Source organism: Pseudomonas sp. ICMP 8385, from assembly GCF_002699915.1.
Taxonomy (GTDB): Bacteria; Pseudomonadota; Gammaproteobacteria; order Pseudomonadales; family Pseudomonadaceae; genus Aquipseudomonas; species Aquipseudomonas gessardii.
The window spans coordinates 1-24,696 of the sequence record NZ_LKBY01000067.1; the positions used below are offsets into that span (position 1 = coordinate 1).

Here is a 24,696-nt window from a genome sequence, read left to right on the forward strand (position 1 = left end):
TCGTCGTAGTGGTAGTGGCTGAGCAGTTGGCCCTGCTGGCGCTGGTGCTCGCGGCCGGCCTGGAACAGGTGTGAGGTGAGGGGCCGGCCATTCAGGTCGATAGTGGCAAGGTGCCCGCCCTTGTCGTGGTTGAAGGTCAGGCGGTTGTTGTCCGGCAGGCGCAGGGTTTCGAGTTGGCCACAGTGGTCGTAGCCATAGCGCAAGGTGCCCCAGCCTTGGTGTTCGGCAGTCAGGCGATTCTGGTTGTCGTATTCGTAGTGCAGCGGCCAGTGGCCGTCGTCGACGCTGAGGAGGTTGCCGAGGCGGTCGTAGGTGTAATCCACGGTACTGCCATCGGGCAGGGTTTTTCTGATAAGGCGGCCGGCGTGATCGCGCTGGTAGGTGGTAATCAGCTGACGGTCATCATCGCCAAACTCGGTTTTTTCCTGCAGGTGGCCGTTAAGGTCGTAGGCGTAGGCGGTGCGTTGGCCGTCGAAGCCGGTTTCCTGCTGGATCAGGCCGTTGGCGTGGTAGGCCAGTTGGTAGGTTTCACCGGCTTCGTTTTCGATTTCGGTCAGTAGCAGGCGGGTACTGTCGTAGCGATAGCGCAGCGCCGTGCCATCGGGATTGATCCGGCGACTGATCAGGTGCAAACCGTCGGCATATTCATAGCGGGTCACGCGCCCCAACTCATCACGCTCGGCGGTGATTTTTCCGTAGGGGTTGTAGCTCAATTCGCGGGTGGCGCCGCCCGGCATGACCACCTTGATCAGGCGGCCCACCGCGTCCCACTGATACTGGGTCAGCGCGCCGTGTTCATCCTCGCGGGCAACCTGCCGGCCGAAAACGTCATAGCGATAACGCCGCACACCGCCATTGGGTAGCTGCTCCCCAATCAGTTGCCCGAGATCGTTCCAGGTCAGGCGCTGACAGCTGTGGTCCGGGAACCAGATGGCCAGCAACTGCCCGCGCTTGTCGTAGCTGTACTCGGTGATATTGCCGTCTGGATCGGTCTGGCGCGTGATCGCGCCCTGCTCATTACGCTGGTACTTCCAGACCGCCTCACCCCGGCGCATGACCCGTACGAAACCATGCTCATGCTCGTAGGAGGTCGGCTCGTCATCCCCAGGAAACAGCGCCACCAAGCGCCCAGCCTCGTCGTACTGATAGGCCGTGATCGCGCCGAGGGGATCCTGCTCAACCGTCAGCCGCCCCTGGGCGTCGTAGGACTTGAAGTGCTTACCGCCATCGGGATCAACCCGCTGCACCAGGCGTGCCTGCGGGTCATGCACGTAGACTTCCTGGCTGCCATCGGCGTGCAGCAAGGTGACGCTGCCGTTGTCATCCCAGGCATAGCGCGTATCCATCTGCGCAAAACTGGCCCAATGCCGTACACAGCGCGCCGCCTTGCCAGACCGTTCCCACGCCCAGAAGAAACTCGCCCCACCGGCCAACTGCCGTTCAGTGATGACCGAGAGGCTGTCGTACTGATAGCGCTCGCTTTCGCCGACGGCATTGGTCGCCTCAAGCAGTCGCCACTGTTCGTCATAGCGGTAGGCAACCAGGTTCTGCTCGGTCACCCAGGCGTCGTCCGCTTCGCTGTCCACGCGAAACACCTGGTAGTCCACCGCCACGATATGCCCACGGTCATAGCGCAACAGCAGGGCGCGACCGGCACCGTTATCCAGGCGCAGAATCCGCCCCAAGCCATCGCGGGAAATACGCAGACGGTTGTCATACGCATCGCTGATCGCTGTCAGCACACCGTCGTGAAAGTGGTAGAACCGTGCCCCTTGAGCCAGCACCAGTTCATCCGACGCCGCCCCCAGATAAATCGCCGCTTCAGCCAGGCTATTGCTGATGGCCGGGCGAGCCGTGGAGGGTAGGGGAAAGGTGGTGCTGCGGTTCTCATGATCGGTCCACACCACCGAGCCGCCGACCACACGCAGGCGCTGGGCCAACGAATGGCTCCAGCCAAAGCCCAGGCCGCAATCCACCTCCACGGCGCTGGTGCGATACAGGCGCGTCCAGGCAAATGGCAGTACGCCATCCAGATGGCTCCAGCCAAAGCCCAGGCCGCAATCCACCTCCACGGCGCTGGTGCGATACAGGCGCGTCCAGGCAAATGGCAGTACGCCATCCAGTTCGCCATCGGTCAGGGTCAGCAGTTCTTCGCCGGTGACCATGGACACCGGGCAGCCGTGGGTCGCGGTTTTATCAGCGCTGGCGGTTGCTTCACCGTTGGGGGATCGCCGGTGACCATGGACACCGGGCAGCCGTGGGTCGCGGTTTTATCAGCGCTGGCGGTTGCTTCACCGTTGGGGGTTTTCGCGGAGGAGGGCGCGTCGTCCACGGCCTCTACCTGCTTGAGCGTGGTATTGCGCCGCGCCCCCCAGTGCATCCGCAGGCCACCCTTTTTCAAGCCGCCGACAACGCCGCGTACGGCCACGGCCTTGTAGCGCTCCACCGCCCCCATAAAACGCTTGAGGATGTCGAACACGCCCTTGACGAAGCCCACCGCCAGCTCAACCACCTGCGCCCCATACTTGGCCAGGCGCAGCCCCAGATAAACGCTTGAGGATGTCGAACACGCCCTTGACGAAGCCCACCGCCAGCTCAACCACCTGCGCCCCATACTTGGCCAGGCGCAGCCCCAGATATGCGATCCCGGCGCCTTGCAGGGCAATGGTCAGTACCAGCGCAATCAGCAAATCAATCAGCAACGACACGGCAAACCCGGCAAGCACCTCGGCGGTTTTCCCTGCAACCAGCGCAATCAGCAAATCAATCAGCAACGACACGGCAAACCCGGCAAGCACCTCGGCGGTTTTCCCTGCGACCTGGCTGGGCGGCAACGCCGACAGCCAGATCATCGCCGTGCGCAACATCAGGTACAGCGCGGCCTCGTCGCTGGCCAGCAACATCGCCTGTTCCATCACCTGCGGCGCCTCACGCGCCAGGGCTGCCAGCTCGGCGGCCTGGGTGCCTAGGCGTTCGATGTGCTTGGCCGGGTCCTTGAGGATGTCCTGCACCAGCGACAGGCTGTCCCACACCTCGGAAATGGCTGACCAGGTGCCGGCCAATATCCCACTGCCAATGGCACTTGACGCCGACGCCTGCCAATGCGGTTTGAACCCCCTCCATTCCTTGCGCAGCCAGGCTTGTAGCTCGGCGGTCAAACCGTCGTAGGAGGTAAACAGCGCCTCCACCTGCGCCGGCGTAACCCCGCCCTGCACGCGCACCTGATAGCGCCCACCGGCCGTGCAGTGATGGGTGCCCTTGCCCTGTGCATCCAGTTGGATCTGCGTGGAACTGCCATCATCCAGGCCAATCACCTGTACCTGGAGATTGCCCAGGGGCACGTCATACACCGACTCGAATTGGCTCTCGATCCTCAGCTCGCCGCCTGCCGGGCACACGGCAACACTGGAGGCAAAATCCGTGTCGCTCATGCTCACCGACACCTGGGAGTCACCAACCCGCAGCACCCGCTCCAGGCCCAGCAGCGACGGCAAATCCGCGGCATGGCTGGCCTTGTCCAGGGCCTGCGCGTACCAGCTTGTTACCTGCTGGCGGTACAACGCCAGGCTCTGGTGAAAGCCATCGAGCTCGTATTCGATCAGGTCGAGGGGCGATGAATCAGGGGCAGGGGCTGGCATCCATGACGTCTCTGCAAAAGAAAGGCGTCGGAGAATGCCGCAGGAAAAGGGAGGGTGGAGGTGTGGGCCGTTAAATCAGAATGGGCTTACGTGCAGGGGGCGTTTTCCAGGTGAGATCGCCGCTTATACCCACATGAAACGGCGATGCTGTTGACTGGTAAAAGCCGATTTTTCAGTCATACAACCAAGGCTTCAGCTCCTGCAGGTTTTTCACCACGATCTGCTGGGCCTCGGGTTTGGGGTCGAGGTTCTTCGGATCGATCTGGTAGCGCTGTAGGACATATTTCACCAAGGCCTGGCGACTGGGGATCACCAACTGCCCATCGACCATGCCCAAATCCGCCTCGATAATTGCCCGCTGCGCCGCTGCCAGGCGCTGGTCCGGGGTGATCACCAAGTCCACGGCGGCCTCCCAAACGTGATCGGCGTCGATCAGGTTCTCGGATTTGCCCAGCAACTCCGGTTCACCGCGCAGGCGGCTCAGGACGAAGTCGCGGTATTTGCCGTTCTTCTCGCAGTAGGCCCGGACATGCCAGCGCATACCGGTGTACACCAGGGTATGCGGGGCAATCAGGCGCACTTCCGGCTCGGGGTTGGCCAGGGACACGTACTCGGTTTCCAGGCGCAACCCTTCGCGGCAAGCCTTGAGCAGCGGGCGTAGGATTTGTGGGCGGATGCTGCGGTCCGGCACCTCCAGCACCTTGGTATGGGCATAGGCCAACGCCAGCCCTTCGATGTGCGGCGCGCGTTCGTTGTTCTGGTACAGCAGGTGCAAATAGGCGCTGGCACTGTCGTCGATAAAGCGCGGCTTGAAGTGCTTGCTCGGGATGTAGCCCTTGAGCTGCTTGTCATATGTCAAGTTTCGGGGCGCATGTTCGGTGATGTAGGTGTTGATATCTTTCGAGGCCTGCTGGCGACTGATGCCGAAGCTCTGGATCAAGTGCCCCGTGGTCAGGCGGCCTTCCCACCAGGCGACGGTTTCGATCAGGCGATAGCGAAGTGCCAGGTCCCAGCGCACCTGTTCGACGGATTGTTTGCGTTTCATGACCCCTCCCATATGTGCGATTACTTTACCTGTATCTGTCTACAGTATGGACCTGTAATAAAACACGACATATCGTTTTGCTGTCTTCGAGATCGCTCGAATTCACTAAGAGGATGCAGGATATGGGGATGTCGGAGCTTGTTTCGACCAGTGCGTTGGTACTCATTGGCGTGATCTTGCTGGTGCTGTTGATGCAGTACCTGCGCCTCCGGGAAATTTGGAGGTTTGTTGCGGGCTGCCGTACGGCGACACGCTGGGCCAAGATTCGCGAGATGGAAAACCGTGAACTCAAGCGCGCCCTGCGGGCAGAGCGGGCACGGGTCCAGGAGCTGAAGCTAAGGCTGGAGCTGTCTTGAAGGGTGATCAAGGTGATGGCCTAGTGCTATTCTGCCGCGCAGCTTCCGGCGTCCAGGCTCAATGACGCTGAAAAAATCAGAAAGGGAGATAGGGACATGTCGTTGTTGGAGTTTTTGCAGGCCAAGAAATATTCAAGTTCGGGGCGGGTTCATGTCGCACCCAACATCCCGAAGAAACTCTTGAGCAACGCCCTTTCTGCCTACGGCCTGACCGTGGACCCCAGCGAAGTGGTGGTGCTGATTGACGACACCATGTTTGCCAGCGGCAAGGACGGCTGCTTGATCGGCCAGGATTACCTGGCCATCCGCGAAAGCTTCAGCGATGCCGTGGCCTATGCCTACGATGAAATCGACGGGTTGGAAATCAAGGGCAGCAAACTCTTCCTCAACAAGCGTCAGGCGATTGCCTTCAACATGCCGGACAAAGACGACCTGCACGATTGCTTTTCCCTGTTGCAGGAATGGCTGCGTACCCGGGGCGGCGAGCAGTCGGCCCCGGTGGCGACGCCGGCGGCGGTAAAGGCCTCGGCCGGCAACCAGGAACTATCGGCAGCCCAGGTCGATTCCATTGTGCAAATGACCCTCAGCCTGGCCCAGCGCCTGGGGCTGGAGCGCGTGTACGTGCGCCCGCATATCCCGCAAAAAAAGCTGCAGGCGGCCCTGGAATCGTACGGCGCCAACATGAGCGAAGATGAAGTGCTGGTGCTGATTGACGACACCCTGTTCGGTGGCGCCAAGGAAGGCGTATTGATGGGCGAGAGCAAGCTGGCAGTGAAGATGGTCTTCGACACCCCGCGCCTGTTTTTCTGGCGCCACCTGGACTCGCTGGCCGTGGAAAAGCGCGACCTGTTCGTCAACTCGCGCAAGGTCGGAACCTTTACCCAAGTGGGTGAGAAAGAACTGGGTGAATTCTTCTCTGTGATTAACGAGGCCCTGGGGGATGCCCGCCGCGGGTTGGCCGATCAGCCGCTGGTGGCGGTTGCGCAACCTATCGTTGCAGTGGTTGCCGCCCAGCCTGAGGCCCCGACCCCACTGGCAGAACCGGTTGCCGAAGAGATCCTCGCCCTGGCAGTCATCGAAGAGACAACCTCTGACGGTCCACAGAAAAAAATCAGCGGCAAGGACAAACTGTTTGGCTACGTTGCCGTGGCCATCGAGCAGAATAAATCGAAGATCCTGCCATTCATCAAGGACAAGACCGGCGAGGCTTCCCTGGCGGCCTTGCGTGATGATGGCAATGTTGAAAAACTTGGTGGGTTTATTTACGCCTTCCTGCCTGGAGTCGTGCGCCTGGCCCTCAAGGAAGAAACTTTTGTGCGGTTCGTCCTCGACAACCGCAACAAGCTCCTCGACAAACTGCTGGCCGGCGAAGCCGAGCGGGTCGCGGCGCTGCAAGACATCACCCCGCCGACGCGACTGGCCCCGACCTATCACGCCGAACTCGATGACCTGCTGATGGACGACGAGCCTGTGGTGCAACCCGGGCAACGGGCTATCGAGAAAATGCAGGCCATCCTCGCCGACCTGAAGCAGGAACAGCGTGACGACCCGGATTCAGCGGTTATCTGGCAGTTGCCGATCAACTACCTGGGCGCGGTGATTCCCAAGGCGCAAAAACTTATTGGCTTCCCTGATGAAGAAGTCGAAGGCCAGATCTTCTTTGTGCTGGCCTTTATGTATGGCTTCTCGTTTCATAAGATTCCCGAGTCGGTTCGTCAGCAAGATGGTCTGCTCGAAGGTTTTCTGACCGGGTTTCTGATGGTGTGCGAGAACTACCAGGCGCGCAGCCCAGGCAGCAAGGTAAGGCCGGAAGACGACCAGATGTTGATGGCAATGGCCATGGCCAAAATGGCCACCAAGCAGCAGCTCAATGAAATGGTCAGGAAGATGCTGGATGAGTACAAGGATGTCGCCAAGCCTGGTGACTTTGAACTCGACGACATCATGTTGCTGCTGCGTGAAGCCAATGGTTTTGCCGAGCAATGGGTCGACAGCCTGACACGGGAAATTATCGCCGAAGAACGCGCCCTGCAAAACAAATGGGGCGATCTGCTGAACTAGCTGTGGCGCGCAGTGCCGGTTTCCACCAGACGTGCAAACTGGCACTGACCCTGGGCCTGCTCCAGGCTGCCTTCAAACGCCACCAGCCCTGCATGCACCTGTTGCAGGGCTTCGATCTGCGCCATCAACTCGTGCTTCTTTTGCGCGATCGCCTGGTTGGCGCGCTGCCACGGCAGTTCATCGCCACGGTGCCCGTGCAGAATCCCCAGCAACTCCTTGAGCTTGAAACCCAACTGCTGCGCGCACTTGATAAACGTCAGTAACTCAACGCTCTGCGCTGAGTAAACCCGATACCGACCCTCGCGTTGCGGGGGTGGCAGCAAGCCGATGTCCTCGTAGTGACGAATCGCCTTGATCGTCGTGCCTGACAACTGCGCGGCTTTACCGATGTACATGGAGGTCCTTTCCTAAAAGAATGTGCCGGCCTTTTTCAGCCACCTGTCCCGCTGCGCCGCAGTAGAGCCCAGCAGCGGGCCGAACAGCACTGTCTTGATCGGCTTGATGCCACAAAACTCAAGGGTGGTCTTACGCATCTGGTGCACGCCGGGCATGCGGTAGAACCAACGGTAATACCACGGTGGCGTATCCAGGGCTACCAGCAGATGGGCGGTGCGGCCCTTCAAGAGCTTGTCGGGGAATGCCTTGCCCTTGCGGTATTTGAAGGCAAAGCCAGAGAGGAAAATCCGATCGATAAACCCCTTCAACAAGGCCGGCACACCGCCCCACCAAATGGGGAAGACAAACGTCAGGTGTGTGGCCCAGAGTATGTCGGATTGGGCACCAAGCAAGTCGGGTTCCAAGGCTTGGTCCTGGTGATAGGCGTGGTGCAGGATCGGATCGAAAACCATCTCGCCGAGCCGTAGGATACGGACTTCATGGCCGGCGGCTTTGGCCGATTGGAGGTAGGCTTCGGCGAGTGCCGAACAGAAACTGGTGCTGGAGGAGTGGCCGAGGATGACCAGAGTGCGCTGAACCACGGGGAAAGCCCTAAGGGAAATGATGTTTAGCGTAGGGTCTGCCGTATAGGGGAGAGTCAAGGGCGGCAAAAAACTGGTGATTCAAGATGGGCTTGGTTCTGGGCGTGCGGGCAGTGCGGAATATTTGCGGTGGGGCGTGTTTGGGGGCTTATGTTGTTGGTTGGGGGCTTTTATAGGCATTAAAAAGCCGGCTTGTGGCCGGCTTCTCGGGGACTGGTTAAGTCTATTTTTGGTAAACCTCACCAGCCTTCAATCATTCACTCAGGCTTTCACCCAAATGATAAAGGGGGCATCAGCGGGAACTCCTCCGCATCGCCGGGCAGGGGGTGTTGGCGCTATGCCAACCCCTGCCAAATGTGCCGCGCATGATACTCATGTTTTCCTTAGTTTCCCAGCGTTTGGTCTGATTTAGAGCTGTCGTAGCCGATCAGATGGTCATCCAGCGGCACCGGTGGGCGGCGGTTGTTGAGGGTGGACCACCAGAAGACCCAGCCGAGGATTTGTACGTTTTGCTCGAAGCGTTGGTCGTAGGTCAGGAGTTCGTCGGGGTGTTCGTTGCTGTTGTGGCTGCGCATGCGCAGGCCGCCGCCGGGGCGGTTGTAGAGGTATTTGATGCGCAGCATGCCGTCGTGTTCGAGGGCGTAGATTTCGCCGTCGATGATCTGGGTGCGGCCGCGGTCGATGGCCAGGATGGCGCCGTCCTGGATAATGTCGATCATGCTGTTGCCGACCATATAGGCCCCCAAGGCGCGTTCGGCAGTGACGTTGAGTTGTTCCAGGGTGCGCAGGGAGAGGCGTAGGCTTTCCTGGGTGTTGAAGGAGGCGTGGAGGGGGATTTCCACGTCGATCTTTTCCGGGCCACTGGCGGGGCCGCAGAGATAGTGGCCGCAGTCTTCGCGTGTGGCAGCGCTGTTTGCGGGGTTGGGGCCTTCCAGCTGGAGGTTGGTCGGCGGGTATTTAGGGCCTTCGCCGGTACGCAGCCAGCGGCTGGTGACACACAGCAGTTCTGCTATTTCGTCGAGCCGGGCCATGGGCACGCCGCGCTTGAACCAGTTGTTCACATGCTGGGGCGTGACGTCGCGATTCTTGGCGAAGTCGGATGCGGAAAGATGAACTTCCCGAAGTAACATTCTTAAGCGATCACCTGATGTATTCATAAACGCAGAGTTTACTGGCCGGAAAAACAGATCAAATAAACCATGAGTTGAATTGGTGTATGTAGGTGTTTCCTTATTGCAAGTAAAATCCTGGCTAAATGCTGTGTGGTTAAACGTTAGTTGCTGTTTTGTTTATCCAGTTGAACATGTTGTTTAATTTTTCCCACAAAAAAAGCCCCGGATAATCGGGGCTTTTTTGATTGCCGGGGCAATGAGTAGCGGTATCAGCCTTTGTAGGCGGCTACCGACTTCATGATCTCGGCACGGGCGGCGTCTGCGTTGCCCCAACCGTCGATCTTCACCCATTTGCCTTTTTCGAGGTCTTTGTAGTTCTCGAAGAAGTGCTTGATCTGTTCCAGCAGCAGTGGCGGCAGGTCGGTGTATTCCTTCACGTCGACATACAGCTGGGACAGCTTGTCGTGTGGCACTGCGATGACTTTGGCATCGCCGCCGCCGTCGTCGGTCATGTTCAGGATGCCAACCGGGCGGGCGCGGATGACCGAGCCTGGGGTGACCGGGTAAGGGGTCACGACCAGCACGTCGAGGGGGTCGCCGTCGTCAGCCAGGGTGTTGGGGATAAAACCGTAGTTGGCCGGGTAGAACATCGGGGTGGCCATGAAACGGTCAACGAACAGGCAGTCGCTGTCTTTGTCGATTTCGTATTTGATCGGCGCATGGTTGGCCGGAATCTCGATGGCGACGTAGATGTCGTTCGGCAGGTCTTTGCCAGCCGGAATCTTGCTGTAGCTCATTGGGCGTTGCCCCCGTAGTTGGCCAGGTAAAGTGGCCGGATTGGCCTAAAAGTGGCGGCGATTATAGGCATATTCCTGCGCCGATGCCACGCGCCAGACGTCGTACGGTACTTAGCCTTCAGTCTGATAGCGCGGGTCGCTGGCCTGCAGATGTTTCAGGCGGGCCAGTGGATCCTGGCGGTAAAACTGACTCAGTTGCGCGTAGACCTGTGGATAACTGTCTGCGAGCAAATCCGGGGCGCTGAAGAAATATTCGCTGGTGACGGCAAAAAATTCTGCCGGGTTTTCCGCCGCGTAAGGGTCGATGGCGGTTTCGGCGTCGGGGTTGTGGTCGAGCTGGCGGTTGAGGTCGTCATAGGCGCTCTGCATCACACTGGCCCATTGCTGCACGGGCATGCCATGGTGCAGCGGCGGCAGGCCGTTGGCATCGCCATTGAGCATGTCGAGCTTGTGCGCCAGTTCGTGGATCACCAGGTTGTAGCCCTCCCAATTGCCGCTGGCCAGCACGCCCGGCCAGGCGAGGATCACCGGGCCTTGCTGCCAGGCTTCGCCGCTGTGTTCGCCATCCCATTCATGTTCCACGCCGCTGGCGTCGCGATGGCGCTGGGGGCTGCGGAAGTCATCGGGGTAGAGAATGATTTCGTGGAAACCCTGATACCACTCCAGCTCGCCGAGGTTCATCAGTGGCAGTTGGGCCTGGGCGGCGAGCAGCAGGCGTTGTTCCTGGTGCAGTTCGACGCCGGGCAGGGCGGTGAGGTGCTTTTCGGCGAGGAACAGCACGCTGGCTTCACGCAACCATTGGTCCTGTTCGGCACTGATACCGTCGAGGAAGGTCAGGTGATGGCGCACCCGTTGCCAGGTTTCATCGGCAACCGGGTGCTTGGCCAGGAGGCGCCGGCGACGCCAGGCGCTGAGGGACCACATGGCCGATCAGTGCGGCTTGGCTTCGGATGAGGTGCGGCCAAAGCGGCTGCGGGCCACGCCAATGATCATCGGCACCAGCGACAGCAGGATGATGAACACTACCAGCAGCGACAGGTTTTTCTTGATGAACGGTACGTTACCGAAGAAGTAGCCCAGGGTGACAAGGCCGCCGACCCAGAGGATGGTGCCCAGCACGCTGAAGCCAAAGAAGCGCGGATACGGCATTTTGGCGACGCCGGCGACGAACGGCGCGAAGGTGCGCAGGATCGGCAGGAAGCGCGCCAGGGTCACGGTTTTGCCGCCGTGCTTGTCGTAGAAATCGTGGGTTTTTTGCAGGTAATCGCGGCGGAAGATTTTCGAGTTGGGGTTGCTGAACAAGCGTTCCCCGGCGGTGCGGCCGATCACGTAGTTGGTGCTGTCACCGAGGATCGCCGCCAGCATCAGCAGGCCACCCAGCAGGACCGGGTCCATGCCGCCACCCGCGGCGACGGCGCCGGCAATAAACAGCAGGGAATCGCCGGGCAAAAACGGCATGACCACCAGGCCGGTCTCGCAAAAAATCACCAGGAACAGGATGGCGTAGATCCACGGACCGTAATTGGTTACCAGCAGGTCGAGGTACACGTCGAGATGCAGGATAAGGTCGAGCGGGTTGAAATCCATGGATGGCACCTGTGTGAATGACCCGACTCAGCGGGCCTGTGCGGAGGCTCGGGTAATAAGGCTACGCGTGTATGCCGTTTTTCTTACAACCCTAAAAGGTCGGCATTATACGGATTGAATGGTGAAAAGCGTGTTGGTTTTGTAGCGGGGGATGTCGCAGCTATTCTGACTAGCACTGATCCAAATGTGGGAGCGGGCTTGCTCGCGATAACGGTGTGTCAGTGAAAAATACCTCGACTGACCCAGCGCTATCGCGGGCAAGCCCGCTCCCACATTTTTTTGTGGTGTTTGGGCGAATGGCTTTTAGTCTTCGCTGATCGGCAGCGTGTAGTTCTTGAACTCGGTGTCTTCACGAAAGCCCATGGACTCATAGGTCTTCTGCGCCACGGCGTTGTCGCTGCTGGTCGATACGCGCAAGCGCACGGCATTGGTTTCCTTGGCCATCTTTTTTGCGGTGCGCATCAGGTTGTCGGCCACCAGTTGGCGGCGGGCATCCTCGGCGACGTAGATGTCATTGAGGATCCACACCCGTTTCAACGACAGTGAGGAAAAGCTCGGATACAGCTGGCAAAAGCCCAGCAGTTTTTTGTCGTCGTCATCCGCCAGGGCCAGGTAGATCACCGATTCCTTGCGCCGCAGGCGCTTTTCCAAAAAGGCCCGGGATGAGTCAGGAAAGGGCAGCGCGCCATAGAACTCGCGGTACTTGACGAATAATGGGGTCAACAGGTCCAGGTGTTCCAGAGTCGCTTGAGTAATCCGCATGCTAGGCCTCAACTTCTATAGGAATACAACGGCAAACGGTCCATTACTCGGGCGGCCGCCACTTGATGCTGCCTAAGGTGGCGAAAAATCGCAATCGTGCCGGCATCACTCCTTGGGCGGGCTAAGTAGGAAGTTACCTTTCATCAAGTCGGGATCATCCGACTCCAGTGTTTGAACCTGTGCCTCATCCTTGAGATTGACCCCCGACAACTGCCGCCGACAGGCCTCGCGCATCAAGTACAGCAAACGGTGCGCCGCCATGCCGTAGCTCAGGCCCTCCAGGCGTACATTGGAAATACAGTTGCGGTAGGCATCGGTCAGGCCGACCTTGGGGTTGTAGGTGAAATACAGCCCCAAGCTATCCGGTGAGCTGAGTCCCGGCCGCTCGCCGATCAGGATCACCACCATCTTGGCGCCGAGCAACTGGCCGATTTCATCGGCGACTGCCACCCGGCCCTGTTCCACCAGGATCACCGGCGACAACGACCAGCCTTCAGCGTGGGTCTGTTCTTCCATGCGTGTCAGAAACGGCGCGGTGTGTTTATGCACCGCCAGCGCCGATAAACCATCGGCCACCACCACCGCCAGGTCCACGCCGCCCGGGTTGGCCAGGGCATAGTCGCGCAGGGCCTGTGCCGACTCATCGCTCAGGCGGCGCCCCAGGTCCGGGCGTTGCAGGTAGCTGTGGCGGTCGGGTGCAGCGCTGCGCAGCAACAGGCTGTCGCGGCCACGTTCGGCCATTTGGCGGCTCAATCCGGCATGGTCAAAGGGCAGGTGTACCGCGTCGCGGGCCTGGGCATGGGCGAACTGGAAGTCCAGTTGCGCCCCCGTGGGAATGCTGGTGCCGGTGCGGCCCAGGGCAATCCGCGCCGGGGTCAGGCGCCGCAGTTCCAGCCACGGGTTATCGCTTTGAGGTGTGTCGATCTGCACTGGAGGCTCCTTCATCCCAATTGCGCCAAGGCGTGACGGAAGGCCGGGGGCAGGTTGTTGCCAAACCGCACCTTGCCATCGGCTTGCGTGAAGATGCCCATTTTCGCCAGCCACTGTTCAAATTCCGGCGCGGGCTTCAACCCCAGGGTTTGCCTGGCGTAGAGCGCGTCGTGGAAGGAGGTGGTCTGGTAGTTGAGCATGATGTCGTCGGAACCCGGGATGCCCATGATGAAGTTGATCCCGGCCACGCCCAGCAGGGTCAGCAGGGTGTCCATATCGTCCTGGTCGGCTTCGGCATGGTTGGTGTAGCAGATGTCGCAGCCCATGGGCACGCCCAGCAGCTTGCCGCAGAAGTGGTCTTCGAGGCCGGCGCGGATGATCTGCTTGCCGTTGTACAGGTACTCGGGGCCGATAAACCCGACCACGGTGTTGACCAAAAACGGCTTGAAGTGCCGCGCTACGGCATAGGCGCGGGTTTCGCAGGTTTGTTGGTCAATCCCAAAGTGCGCGTTGGCCGACAGGGCGCTGCCCTGGCCCGTCTCGAAATACATCAGGTTGTGCCCCAGGGTCCCGCGATTCAGGCTCAAGCCTGCGTCGTAACCTTCCTGCAACACATTCAGATTGATCCCAAAGCTGGCATTGGCGGCCTCGGTGCCGGCAATCGACTGGAACACCAGGTCCAGCGGCACGCCGCGGTTGATGGCTTCGATGGAGGTGGTGACGTGGGTCAGCACGCAGGCCTGGGTCGGGATTTCGTAGCGCTGGATGATGGCATCGAGCATTTCCAGCATGGCGCAGATCGAGGCGATGCTGTCGGTAGCCGGGTTGATGCCGATCATGGCGTCGCCGTTGCCATACAGCAGGCCGTCGAGGATGCTCGCGGCGATGCCGGCCGGTTCATCGGTCGGGTGGTTGGGTTGCAGGCGTGTGGACAAGCGCCCGCGCAGGCCCATCGTGCCGCGGAACTGGGTGACAACGCGGATCTTCTGTGCCACCAGCACCAGGTCCTGCACGCGCATGATCTTCGACACGGCGGCGGCCATTTCCGGGGTCAGCCCTGGCGCCAGGGCGCGCAGGCTGTGTTCGTCGGCCGCGTCGCTGAGCAGCCAGTCCCGCAGGCCGCCGACGGTCAGGTGGCTGACCACGGCAAAGGCCTGCTGGTCGTGGGTGTCGATGATCAGCCGGGTGACTTCATCGCTTTCATAGGGGATCAGCGCCTCTTGCAGGAAGTGCTTCAACGGGATATTGGCCAGGGCCATCTGCGCCGCCACCCGTTCGCCGTCGTTCTGCGCGGCGACGCCGGCGAGAAAGTCCCCGGAGCGGGCGGGACTGGCCTTGGCCATCACGTCCTTGAGGCTATCGAAACGGTAGGTCAATGCACCGACCGAGTGGGAAAAACTTGCCATACAGACTCTCCATGACGACGCGGGCGGTGGCCCGCGACGTGGTTTACGGCGTTTAGTGCAAGGCGGCCTCTGCGGCCTGGATCGCCGCGAACTCTTCTTCCGGCGTGCCTGCTACCAAGTGATGCCGACTGTAGAAAGCAAAGTAAGCAATTAATACTCCATAGATGATCGCCGCGCCAATCACCACGCGCGGGTCCACCAGGAAGCCTGCCACGACGGCGATGCAGGCCAGTATCAAGGCCAGGCCCGAGGTGAAGATGCCGCCCGGCGTGCGGTATGGCCGCTCCATTTTGGGGCGGCGGATGCGCAGGGTGATATGCGCAGCCATCATCAACACATAGGAAATGGTCGCGCCAAATACCGCCACCAGGATCAGCAGGTCGCCCTGGCCGGTCAGCGACAGGCCAAAACCGATGATCCCGGGAATGACCAGGGCCAGCACCGGTGCTTTGCTTTTATTGGTTTGCGACAATTTACGCGGCAAGTAACCCGCGCGGGACAGGGCGAAGATCTGCCGGGAGTAGGCGTAGATGATCGAAAAGAAACTCGCGATCAGCCCAGCCAGGCCCACCAGGTTGACGAAGCTGCCCATCCAGGTCGAGCCGCCATAGGCCAGGGCCAGGGATTCCACCAGCGGGTTGCCGGACTTGACCAGCGCCAGGGTGCCGGCGCCGCCCGGGGCGATCACCAGGATCAGCAGGGCAAAACTGGTGAGCACCACAATCGCGCCGATCAGGCCACGGGGCAGGTCGCGCTTGGGGTTCTTGGTTTCTTCGGCGGCCAGGGGCACGCCTTCGACGGCGAGGAAAAACCAGATCGCATAAGGGATCGCGGCCCACACGCCGACATAACCAAACGGCAGGAAACTGCTGGCGCCCCTGGCCTCGGTCACGGGAATGTCCAGCAGGTTGGCGACGTTGAAGTGCGGCACCATCGCTACCAGGAACACGCCCAGGGCAATCGCGGCAACGGCAGTGATCACGAACATCAACTTCAGCGCTTCACCGACGCCCAGGATATGGATGCCGATAAAGATGATGTAGAACGCCAGGTAGATCATCCAGCCGCCAATGCCGAACAGCGACTCGCAATAGGCGCCGATAAATACGGCGATGGCGGCGGGGGCGATGGCATATTCGATCAGGATCGCCGTGCCGGTGAGAAAGCCCCCCCAAGGGCCGAAGGCGCTACGGGCAAAACCATAGCCGCCGCCAGCGGTGGGGATCATGGACGACAGTTCGGCCAGGGAGAAACACATGCACAAGTACATGGTGGCCATCAGCAATGTGGCGAGAAACATCCCGCCCCAGCCGCCCTGGGCCAGGCCGAAGTTCCAGCCGGCGTAGTCGCCGGAAATCACATAGGCCACGCCGAGGCCGACTAATAGCACCCAGCCGGCGGCGCCTTTTTTCAGTTCGCGTTGTTGGAAGTATTCGGAGCCGACTTTTTCAAAGTCGACTGACGAACTGGTGGGTTCGCTAGGCATGGGGAAGTACCTTTGGTTCTTATTGTTTTATCCCGGCTGATTTGAGCCGGATGAGATGCCGAGTATTTGTGATGATTCAGTGTGGGAGCTGGCTTGCCTGCGATAGCGGTTTCACATTCAACATGAGTGTTGGTTGTGCTGGCCTCATCGCAGGCAAGCCAGCTCCCACACTTGATTGCATTTCAAGTGTGGGAGTGATGAGGGTTAGAAGAAGCCCAGTGGGTTGATGTCGTAGCTCACCAGCAGGTTTTTGGTCTGCTGATAGTGATCCAGCATCATCTTGTGCGTCTCGCGCCCCACGCCGGATTTCTTGTAGCCACCAAACGCCGCATGCGCGGGGTACAGGTGATAGCAGTTGGTCCACACACGCCCGGCCTTGATCGCCCGGCCCATGCGGTAGGCGCGGTTGATATCGCGGGTCCACAGGCCGGCACCCAGGCCAAACTCGGTGTCGTTGGCAATCGCCAGCGCTTCGGCTTCATCCTTGAAGGTGGTGATGCTGACCACCGGGCCAAAGATTTCTTCCTGGAACACACGCATCTTGTTGGTGCCCTTGAGCAGGGTCGGCTGGATGTAATAGCCGCTGGCCAGGTCGCCGGTCAGTTTCTCCACCTTGCCGCCGGTCAGCAGCTCGGCGCCTTCGCCCTTGGCGATTTCCAGGTACGACAGGATCTTGTCGAACTGCTGCTCGGACGCCTGGGCGCCGACCATGGTGTCGGTGTCCAGCGGGTCGCCACGTTTGATCGATTCGACCTTCTTCATCACCACTTTCATGAAGTCGTCGTAGATCGACTCTTCCACCAGCGCGCGGGAGGGGCAGGTGCACACTTCGCCCTGGTTGAAGAACGCCAGCACCAGGCCTTCGGCAGCCTTTTCGATAAATTGCGGTTCGGCTTTCATGATGTCGGCGAAGAAGATGTTCGGCGACTTACCGCCCAGCTCAACGGTGGACGGAATAATGTTTTCGGCCGCGCAATGCATGATGTGCGAGCCCACCGGGGTGGAGCCGGTAAAGGCGATCTTGGCGATACGCTTGCTGGTCGCCAGGGCCTCGCCTGCTTCCTTGCCGAAACCGTGCACCACGTTCAGTACGCCCGGTGGCAGCAGGTCGCCGATCACTTCCATCAGCACGTTGATGCCCAGCGGGGTCTGCTCGGCGGGCTTGAGTACCACGCAGTTGCCGGCGGCCAGGGCGGGCGCGAGTTTCCAGGCGGCCATCAGCAGCGGGAAGTTCCACGGGATGATCTGCCCGACCACGCCCAGGGGTTCGTGGAAGTGATAGGCGGCGGTGTGTTCGTTGATTTCGGCGCTGCTGCCTTCCTGGGCGCGGATGCAGCCGGCGAAGTAGCGGAAGTGGTCGGCGGCCAGGGGGATGTCGGCGTTGAGGGTTTCGCGCACCGCCTTGCCGTTGTCCCAGGTTTCGGTGATGGCCAGCAGTTCGAGGTTCTGTTCGATGCGGTCGGCGATTTTCAGCAGCACCAGCGAGCGGTCCTGGGCCGAGGTCTTGCCCCAGGCGTCGGCGGCGGCATGGGCGGCGTCCAGTGCCTTGTCGATGTCCTTGGCTGTGGAGCGCGGGAAGTCGGCGATGGGCTTGCCGTTAACCGGCGAAGTATTGGTGAAGTAGTTGCCATCGACCGGGGCCACAAATTCGCCACCGATGTAGTTGCCGTACTTGGCCTTGAACGAAACGATAGCGCCTTCAGTTCCAGGGTGTGCGTAACGCATGGGGGGTATCTCCTGACTTCTTATGTTTATTGGAGTGCAGCGTGGCTGCGCTTGATAAAGCGTAGAGCAAAGGTCGGGCCAGTGCCTTGCAGGTCAGGTAAATCAAGGGTTGTGGGTTTGTTGCAGGGCGTTGCTGTGACAGGCCTGGTACAGCCTGTGTGACACTTTGTGCCATAAACGGTACAGCCTGTGACCCATGGGTCGCTCCGGCATTGCAATGCGCCAAGGCCTGGAGGATGCTGGGTGCCCCGGTCCGCGGTGTGTCCCACGCAACAGGAGAACAATAAGAATATGCACAACGATGATTTCAGCCGCCATGCCCGGCAAGTCCTGACGGTCACCCGCGGGCAAGACCCGCTGCACGGCCCCGGCAGCGACCCATCGATCGCCCGCTCCTGGCTACGCTGCCTGGAGGACTACCACCTTGACCCGGCACTGACCATCGCCCCCACGGTGCTGGAGCATGATCGCCTGCTGGAAAGCCGCGAGCGCCTGCAACAAGTGCTGCACATTGCCGGCACCGAAATGAACCATTTGCATCAACAACTTTCCGGCGCGGGGCACGCGGTGCTGCTGACCGACGCGCGCGGGGTGATCCTCAATTGCGTCACCGCGCCCAGCGAGCGCAAGGTGTTCGAGCAGGCCGGCCTGTGGCTCGGCGCCGACTGGAGCGAGGCCTGTGAAGGCACCAACGGCATCGGCACCTGCCTGGTGGAGCGCCAGGCCCTGACCATTCACCGCGACGAACACTTTCGCGGGCGCCACACCGGGCTGACCTGTTCCGCCAGCCCGGTGTTCGACCCCCATGGCGACCTGCTGGCGGTGCTCGACGTGTCCTCGGCCCGCGAGGCGGTGTCGCGCCAGAGCCAGTTCCACACCATGGCGCTGGTCAATCTCTCGGCGAAGATGATCGAGAGCTGCTATTTCCTGCGTCACTTTGAAAACCACTGGTTGCTGCGTTTCCACCTGCAGGCCGAGTCCGTGGGCCTGTTCAGCGAAGGGCTGCTGGCGTTTGATGGCGAAGGGCGGATCTGTGCGCTCAACCAAAGCGCACAGAACCTGCTGGGCCAGCCGCGCGGGCGCTTGCTGGGGCTGCCGGTGGAGATGTTTTTCGATTGCACCCTGGACCAGTTGCTCGGGCGCGCCAGTGCCAATGCCAGCGCCAGTTGGCCTCTGCGCACCCGGGATGGGCGCAGTTTGTTTGCGGTACTGCGCGGCGAGGCCCGCCGGGCGCCGACTCCTGTAGTGCAAGCGCCACCAAAGGTTGAGCGACCACGCTTGCCGGGTATCTGCCTGGGGGATGAGGCGCTGCAAAACGATTTTCGCAAGGCCTTGCGGGTCTTCGAGCGCGATGTGCCGCTGCTGATCAATGGCGAAACCGGCTCCGGCAAGGAGGCTTTCGCCAAAGCCGTGCACCACGCCAGCCAGCGTGCCGACAAAGCCTTTGTCGCCCTGAACTGCGCGGCCATCCCCGAGAGCCTGATCGAGAGCGAGCTGTTCGGTTACCGCGGCGGCAGCTTCACCGGCGCCCGTAAGGAAGGCATGCGCGGCAAGCTGCAGCAGGCCGACGGCGGCACTTTGTTCCTCGACGAAATCGGCGACATGCCCCTGGCCTTGCAGACCCGGCTATTGAGGGTGCTGGAAGATCGGTTGGTGGTGCCCATTGGTGGCGAGCCGCAAGCGGTGGATGTGCGGATCATCAGCGCAACCCACCGTGACTTGTTGGCGCGGGTAGCCAGCGGCACTTTCCGTGAAGACTTGTACTATCGCCTCAATGGCCTGGAAGTGGCATTGCCACCATTACGCGAGCGTAGTGACAAGTCGCAGCTACTGGACTTTCTACTGGCGCAAGAAGCAGACGGGCAGCCGATAGTGCTGGCTATCGAGGCGCGTCAGGCACTACTGGATTTCTCCTGGCCGGGTAACGTGCGGCAACTGCGTACGGTGCTGCGTACATTGGCTGCACTGTGTGAAGGGGGGAGGGTAGGGTTGAGCGACTTGCCGGCGATGATTGGCCAGGCCTCCTCCCAGGCACAAATCGCCGTACCGCGAGGCAGGCAGCCATTGGAGGATGCCGAGCGCCTGGCATTGCTGGCCACCCTGGAGCAGCAGCGCTGGCATATGACCCTTGTTGCGGAACAGTTGGGCATCAGCCGCAATACCTTGTACCGCAAGTTGCGCAAACATGGCATCGCCTTGCGTTCAGCGGGCTGACTGAGGTCGAGGGGGCTTAAGCTCCCTGGATGACTTGCTTGTCTTGTAGTTGTGCGAATGGGTGATGGATTAATTGTTTTTTTGTATTTTAAGTTTGCTGATGGTCGGGTGGGAGAAGTCAGGTAGTAACTAATTAAAGCATTTTTTGCGTTTCCAGGTGATAGCGTAAAAGGTGGTAAAATTTCTGATGATTAGAGATTGTTGTTGTAAGTTGTAGTAGCTGTTTTTGTTTGTGTATTTTGTGGAACTGATTTTTGTTTTTTTATACTCAAGTGGGGCAGGCGCTTCAATGTTTATTGAAACGTTGGCTTCAGGGATGCTTGAGTTTAGCAGTGACGCTTCATGAGCTATTTTTACTATAGAGGTGAAGATATGAATATTACAAATTTCCCGGCGAAAAGTTCTCTGCAAGTTATGGAATCGGTCGCTTGGGGAGATAATCAACAAGTAGCCACCGGTACGAAAAGTGCGCCAAGCTTGAATGAAACAGCGGGCGTTCCAGAGGGCCCCGCACCCGGCGAGGCGAATACGGCGGGTGAAGGTTCTGTGCGCACAAAGAGGGGGTTTAAATCTTTAGGCCTTCCCAGGGTTTTCTCCAGGCCCAAGCCCAACATTCCCCAATCGCCTGGGCTTGCAGGTACCTATAAATCCCTTTCAGATAGCGTTCCGCGCCCGCCCGTCGGCCCTCCAAACACTCCTGGGATCACTAACTTCAGGAACCTCGCGTTCAAAACGCAGCACCCTGGCTCGCCAATCTCTGGTCCGGTCAAGCCGGCGGTTGCGAAACCGACGACTTTTGGCGATGTGGCAGGCAACCTGATTGCAGCCGATCGTCTGGTCAAGGCCGGTGTATTTAAAACGGGTCCGTCCTTGAAGACTGTCACACGTGATGCGGTTGTGAATGCGACTGTAAATGGACTTGTCAGCACACCGTTAAGCATTGGCACTTACGCGGGTTCAGTGTGGAGTGGTGAAACTATCAAAGGTAACTTTAGCGCCAATACCCCATTGTTGCCGCCGGCCCACCTGCCGGCACCAAGTCAGATGGCCAATGGCGTTGCTGCGGCGTCAGGCACTACGGGGGAGCAAGATGCCGCAACGATTAATTTGCGCTTGGATAATGCCGAGTTAAAAATGCTGCTTTTGACCAATACGCTCCAAACTCTTGTAGAGGGTGGCGAGGGCAAGGCTCTTGGGAAGAGTCCGGACTGGCCAACCGGGGTGAATGAGCGCCTCGAAAAACTTGATAAGATTTACTCTGGGGCAGAAAAGGCTTTGCAGGCAGTTGCCGAAGAAAATGAATTTATTTTCAAACCCTATAAAGATGAATCTGCGACCGGGTCCAGTAGTGTCACCCATCAATTGGATGTGCTTGATAAAAGAAGCGATCAGATCAGTAAAAGTATAGGGCGCATGGTCGCCGTCCGTGAGTTGGAAGAAAAGGAGAAAGGGAGCATAGTTTAAAAGTGAACTTTCTGTTTTTGGTTCGGTAGTTTAAATGTGTTTGTATGTTTTAATAACTGAAAGTTGTCGGGCCTGGTGTTGTACGGGGATTTCCCAATCACCGGGCTTGACTCAGTTCATTGAGTTGTAGAAAAAAGTAGAAAAAGCCCGCGACTGCTTGCCCGAGAACGCGGTGATCATGGCTGGAAAAGATTGCACGCTAATCGCTAAAAGAGTGCGAATTTTCCCACCCTACGCTAACCTGCCTCGATGTTTTACGAGGTCGACTATGCACATTCATATTCTCGGTATTTGCGGTACCTTCATGGGGTCGATGGCGGTCCTGGCCAAAGAGCTGGGCCATCATGTCACCGGCTCCGATGCCAACGTCTATCCACCCATGAGCACGCAATTGCAGGCCCAGGGCATTGAGTTGACCCAGGGTTACGACCCGGCGCAATTCAACCCGGTGCCGGACCTGGTGGTGATTGGCAATGCCATGTCCCGTGGCAACCCGGCTGTGGAATACGTACTGAACAACGGCCTGCCTTATGTCTCTGGCCCGCAATGGCTGGCTGACCATGTGCTGCAAGGCCGCTGGGTGCTGGCGGTGGCCGGTACCCATGGCAAGACCACCACCAGCAGCATGCTGGCCTGGGTGCTGGAGCACGCGGGCATGAGCCCGGGCTTCCTGATCGGCGGTGTGCCGCAGAACTTCTCGGTGTCGGCGCGTTTGGGCGATACCCCGTTTTTTGTCATCGAAGCCGACGAGTACGACAGCGCTTTCTTCGACAAACGCTCCAAATTCGTTCACTACCGCCCGCGCACGGCGATCCTGAACAACCTGGAGTTTGACCATGCGGACATCTTCCCCGATCTGCCAGCCATCGAGCGGCAATTCCACCACCTGGTCCGCACTATTCCCAGCGAAGGTCTGGTGATTCATCCCACCACCGAGCCGGCCTTGCAGCGCGTGATCGAGATGGGCTGCTGGACCCCGGTGCAAACCACCGGCGCGGGCGGGCAGTGGCAGGTCAAGTTGTTGAGCGAGGATGGTTCCAGGTTTGAAGTGCTGTTTGAGGGCGAGGCCCAAGGCATCGTCGATTGGGATATGACCGGCCAGCATAACGTCGCCAACGCCCTGGTGACCCTGGCGGCGGCGCGCCATGTCGGCGTGGTGCCGGCCATGGGCATTGCCGCGCTGAGTGCGTTCAAGAGCGTCAAGCGGCGTATGGAAAAGGTCGCTGAAGTGAATGGGATTACCATCTACGACGACTTTGCCCACCACCCCACGGCAATTGCCACCACCCTCGACGGCCTGCGCAAGCGTGTCGGCGATGCACCGGTGATCGCGATTATCGAGCCGCGCTCCAACTCCATGAAGCTGGGCGCACACCGCGATGGCCTGCCGGAAAGCGTCAACGATGCCGACCAGGTGGTGTGGTACGCACCGGCCAATCTGGGTTGGGACCTGGCGGCCGTGGCCAGGCTGTGCACGGTGCCGTCGGTTGTCAGCGACTCCCTGGAAGGCATCATCGAACAGGTCAAACGCCAGGCCAAGCCAGGCACGCATGTGGTGATCATGAGTAACGGCGGCTTTGGCGGCCTGCACGGCAAACTTGCGCAGGCGCTGCAATGAGCGGGCCGGAACGCATCACCCTGGCGATGACCGGTGCGTCTGGCGCGCCTTATGGGCTGCGCTTGCTCGATTGCCTGGTGCGCGAAGACCGCGAGGTGCATTTCCTGATTTCCAAGGCGGCGCAATTGGTGATGGCCACCGAGACCGATGTCTCGCTGCCGCCCAAGGTGCAGATGATGCAAGCCTTCCTCACCGAATACACCGGTGCGGCGGCAGGGCAGATCAAGGTCTACGGCAAGGAAGACTGGATGGCGCCAGTGGCCTCCGGCTCCGGTGCGCCGGCGGCGATGGTGGTGGTGCCGTGCTCCACCGGCACCTTGTCGGCGATTGCCACCGGTGCCTGCAACAACCTGATCGAGCGCGCGGCAGATGTGACCTTGAAGGAGCGCCGCCAGTTGATCCTGGTGCCGCGCGAGGCGCCGTATTCGAGCATTCACCTGGAGCACATGCTCAAGCTGTCGAATATGGGCGTGACCATTCTGCCGGCGTCGCCAGGCTTTTATCACCAGCCGCAGACCATCGATGACCTGGTGGATTTCGTGGTAGCACGGATTCTCAACCTGCTGAATATCCCCCAGGACATGCTGCCGCGCTGGGGTGAGCATCATTTGAGCAGCGATGAATAAAGCCCTGCTGATCGCGCTGGCACTGCACCTGACGGGCTGCGCCACCGCACGCACCCTGGATGCGGCCAAACCCGGCGCGCCAGTGGTGTATGCAGGCACGCGCCTGGATCTGTATGCAATGCAGGGTGGCTGCTGTGCCATGGACCGCTTTGGCGCCGAAGCGCCGAGCTACCCCGGCCTCGACCTGCCGGCCAGTGCCTTGCTCGACACGCTGCTATTGCCGCTGTCGGCGTTGACGGTGCTGGGGGTTGGGTTTAATGCGACGGGTGGGTTGTAGCCTGTAGCGGTGGATGTTGTCTGGGTGCGCCCCATCGCAGCATAGGTATCTACACAACTCTCTTCTCGGTCTGTGTACATATCCATTATTGCGATGGCGGCCAGTCAGCCAACGTATTTATCGACTGATACACCGCCATCGCGGGCAAGCCCGCTCCCACAGGGGGACGCGCACGCTTCAAGGATCAGGTCGGCTGTCAGGCCGCCTCGCTTTGCTTGTGATTTTGATCTTAGGCGCCCCGTTAAACCACGCTGGCCGTCATCCGATATTGATTTGGGGGGTAAACCGGCAGGACGCCGGTTTAGCCGCGCTGGGCCATGGATGGCCCATCGCGGCGGCCCCCCAAATCAATGTCGGATGACGGGCACACCGAGCCTAGGCGAGGTGCCGAGTGGTGGGGCAAGAGCCCTTTGGTTACTTTGGGGCTTTTCCAAAGTGACCCGCCGTCAGGGCGGAACCCTAAGTGGCCGTTACCGCAGCAATGGATATGTACTCATACCCAAAAGAGAGTTGTGTAGATACCTATGCCCATCGCAGGCAAGCCAGCTCCCACATTTGATCTGTGAATGCATTCATGTGGGAGCCGGGCTTGCCCGCGATGAGGCCCGCCCGGTC

21 protein-coding genes and 1 pseudogene are annotated in these 24,696 nt (G+C 59.9%); 7 read left to right on the forward strand and 15 right to left on the reverse strand.

The annotated features are described in order from the left end of the window. The 4 genes from AO268_RS33695 to AO268_RS07460 all read right to left on the reverse strand — a co-directional run. Positions 1–2,165: DUF6531 domain-containing protein (locus AO268_RS33695; RefSeq protein ID WP_373562120.1), on the reverse strand; the 2,165-nt coding region annotated here is incomplete at its 3' end. Further along, on the reverse strand, positions 2,141–2,512 hold the full coding sequence (locus AO268_RS33700; RefSeq protein WP_373562119.1) for a hypothetical protein: 372 nt from the start codon (positions 2,510–2,512) through the stop codon (positions 2,141–2,143). The genes AO268_RS33695 and AO268_RS33700, both read right to left, overlap by 25 nt. Next, the gene (locus AO268_RS33705; protein ID WP_099168328.1) at positions 2,505–3,638 is read right to left on the reverse strand and encodes a hypothetical protein; all 1,134 of its coding nucleotides are present in this window, start codon (positions 3,636–3,638) and stop codon (positions 2,505–2,507) included. Before AO268_RS33705 ends, AO268_RS33700 begins: the two co-directional genes overlap by 8 nt. 172 nt (positions 3,639–3,810) lie before the next feature. Then, complete coding sequence (locus tag AO268_RS07460) at positions 3,811–4,683, reverse strand: WYL domain-containing protein (RefSeq protein WP_076964959.1); 873 nt, start codon at positions 4,681–4,683, stop codon at positions 3,811–3,813. Positions 4,684–4,805: 122 nt separating this feature from the next. On the opposite strand from AO268_RS07460, the gene AO268_RS07465 reads away from it, so the two are divergent. Then, positions 4,806–5,039: a hypothetical protein gene (locus AO268_RS07465; RefSeq protein ID WP_076964958.1), complete on the forward strand. Its 234-nt coding sequence runs from the start codon at positions 4,806–4,808 to the stop codon at positions 5,037–5,039. A gap of 96 nt (positions 5,040–5,135) precedes the next feature. Next, positions 5,136–7,100, forward strand: coding sequence for a hypothetical protein (locus tag AO268_RS07470; RefSeq protein WP_099168329.1), 1,965 nt, complete (start codon positions 5,136–5,138; stop codon positions 7,098–7,100). On the opposite strand, the gene AO268_RS07475 is transcribed toward AO268_RS07470, so the two are convergent. The 11 genes and pseudogenes from AO268_RS07475 to exaC form a co-directional block, all read right to left on the reverse strand. Then, entirely contained in the window at positions 7,097–7,495 is a 399-nt protein-coding gene (locus AO268_RS07475; RefSeq protein WP_099168330.1) for a MerR family transcriptional regulator, read from the reverse strand. The two genes, AO268_RS07470 and AO268_RS07475, sit on opposite strands and share 4 nt — an antisense overlap. Then, positions 7,482–8,077 (reverse strand): annotated as a pseudogene (locus AO268_RS07480) (NAD(P)H-dependent oxidoreductase). The gene AO268_RS07475 and the pseudogene AO268_RS07480 overlap by 14 nt, the downstream one beginning before the upstream one ends. Positions 8,078–8,460: 383 nt before the next feature. Beyond that, positions 8,461–9,234 (reverse strand): LexA family transcriptional regulator, encoded by a 774-nt coding sequence (locus AO268_RS07485; RefSeq protein ID WP_099168331.1) that lies wholly within the window; start codon positions 9,232–9,234, stop codon positions 8,461–8,463. A gap of 224 nt (positions 9,235–9,458) precedes the next feature. Next, complete coding sequence (gene ppa / locus AO268_RS07490; protein WP_003176323.1) at positions 9,459–9,986, reverse strand: inorganic diphosphatase; 528 nt, start codon at positions 9,984–9,986, stop codon at positions 9,459–9,461. Between the two features lie 111 nt (positions 9,987–10,097). Continuing rightward, entirely contained in the window at positions 10,098–10,910 is an 813-nt protein-coding gene (locus AO268_RS07495) for a zinc-dependent peptidase (protein WP_099168332.1), read from the reverse strand. Positions 10,911–10,916: 6 nt separating this feature from the next. After that, positions 10,917–11,573: a DedA family protein gene (locus tag AO268_RS07500; protein WP_038443607.1), complete on the reverse strand. Its 657-nt coding sequence runs from the start codon at positions 11,571–11,573 to the stop codon at positions 10,917–10,919. Between the two features lie 303 nt (positions 11,574–11,876). After that, complete coding sequence (locus AO268_RS07505) at positions 11,877–12,335, reverse strand: GNAT family N-acetyltransferase (RefSeq protein WP_099168333.1); 459 nt, start codon at positions 12,333–12,335, stop codon at positions 11,877–11,879. 105 nt (positions 12,336–12,440) lie between these two features. Beyond that, positions 12,441–13,280: an ethanolamine ammonia-lyase subunit EutC gene (gene eutC / locus AO268_RS07510; protein ID WP_099168334.1), complete on the reverse strand. Its 840-nt coding sequence runs from the start codon at positions 13,278–13,280 to the stop codon at positions 12,441–12,443. Next, positions 13,277–14,671, reverse strand: coding sequence for an ethanolamine ammonia-lyase subunit EutB (locus AO268_RS07515; protein WP_076964949.1), 1,395 nt, complete (start codon positions 14,669–14,671; stop codon positions 13,277–13,279). The genes eutC and AO268_RS07515 overlap by 4 nt, the downstream gene beginning before the upstream one ends. A 52-nt stretch (positions 14,672–14,723) precedes the next feature. Next, the gene (eat, locus tag AO268_RS07520) at positions 14,724–16,157 is read right to left on the reverse strand and encodes an ethanolamine permease (RefSeq protein ID WP_076964948.1); all 1,434 of its coding nucleotides are present in this window, start codon (positions 16,155–16,157) and stop codon (positions 14,724–14,726) included. A gap of 204 nt (positions 16,158–16,361) precedes the next feature. Next, a complete protein-coding gene (gene exaC, locus AO268_RS07525; RefSeq protein WP_099168335.1) occupies positions 16,362–17,882 on the reverse strand; it encodes an acetaldehyde dehydrogenase ExaC in 1,521 nt (506 codons plus the stop codon). Positions 17,883–18,173: 291 nt separating this feature from the next. Between exaC and AO268_RS07530 the strand changes: the two genes are divergently transcribed. The 5 genes from AO268_RS07530 (at position 18,174) to AO268_RS07550 (ending at position 24,081) form a co-directional block, all read left to right on the forward strand. After that, positions 18,174–20,096 carry a sigma-54-dependent Fis family transcriptional regulator gene (locus AO268_RS07530; RefSeq protein ID WP_076964946.1) on the forward strand — a complete coding sequence of 641 codons (1,923 nt, stop codon included), beginning with the start codon at positions 18,174–18,176 and terminating at the stop codon, positions 20,094–20,096. A gap of 372 nt (positions 20,097–20,468) precedes the next feature. Further along, positions 20,469–21,560: a hypothetical protein gene (locus AO268_RS32345; protein ID WP_130898277.1), complete on the forward strand. Its 1,092-nt coding sequence runs from the start codon at positions 20,469–20,471 to the stop codon at positions 21,558–21,560. A 268-nt stretch (positions 21,561–21,828) separates the two neighbouring features. Then, on the forward strand, positions 21,829–23,178 hold the full coding sequence (gene mpl, locus AO268_RS07540) for a UDP-N-acetylmuramate:L-alanyl-gamma-D-glutamyl-meso-diaminopimelate ligase (RefSeq protein WP_099168336.1): 1,350 nt from the start codon (positions 21,829–21,831) through the stop codon (positions 23,176–23,178). Further along, positions 23,175–23,804, forward strand: a complete 630-nt coding sequence (gene ubiX, locus AO268_RS07545; RefSeq protein WP_076964944.1) for a flavin prenyltransferase UbiX — start codon at positions 23,175–23,177, stop codon at positions 23,802–23,804. The genes mpl and ubiX overlap by 4 nt, the downstream gene beginning before the upstream one ends. Continuing rightward, the gene (locus AO268_RS07550; RefSeq protein ID WP_099168337.1) at positions 23,797–24,081 is read left to right on the forward strand and encodes a YceK/YidQ family lipoprotein; all 285 of its coding nucleotides are present in this window, start codon (positions 23,797–23,799) and stop codon (positions 24,079–24,081) included. Before ubiX ends, AO268_RS07550 begins: the two co-directional genes overlap by 8 nt. Positions 24,082–24,696 lie beyond the last annotated feature (615 nt).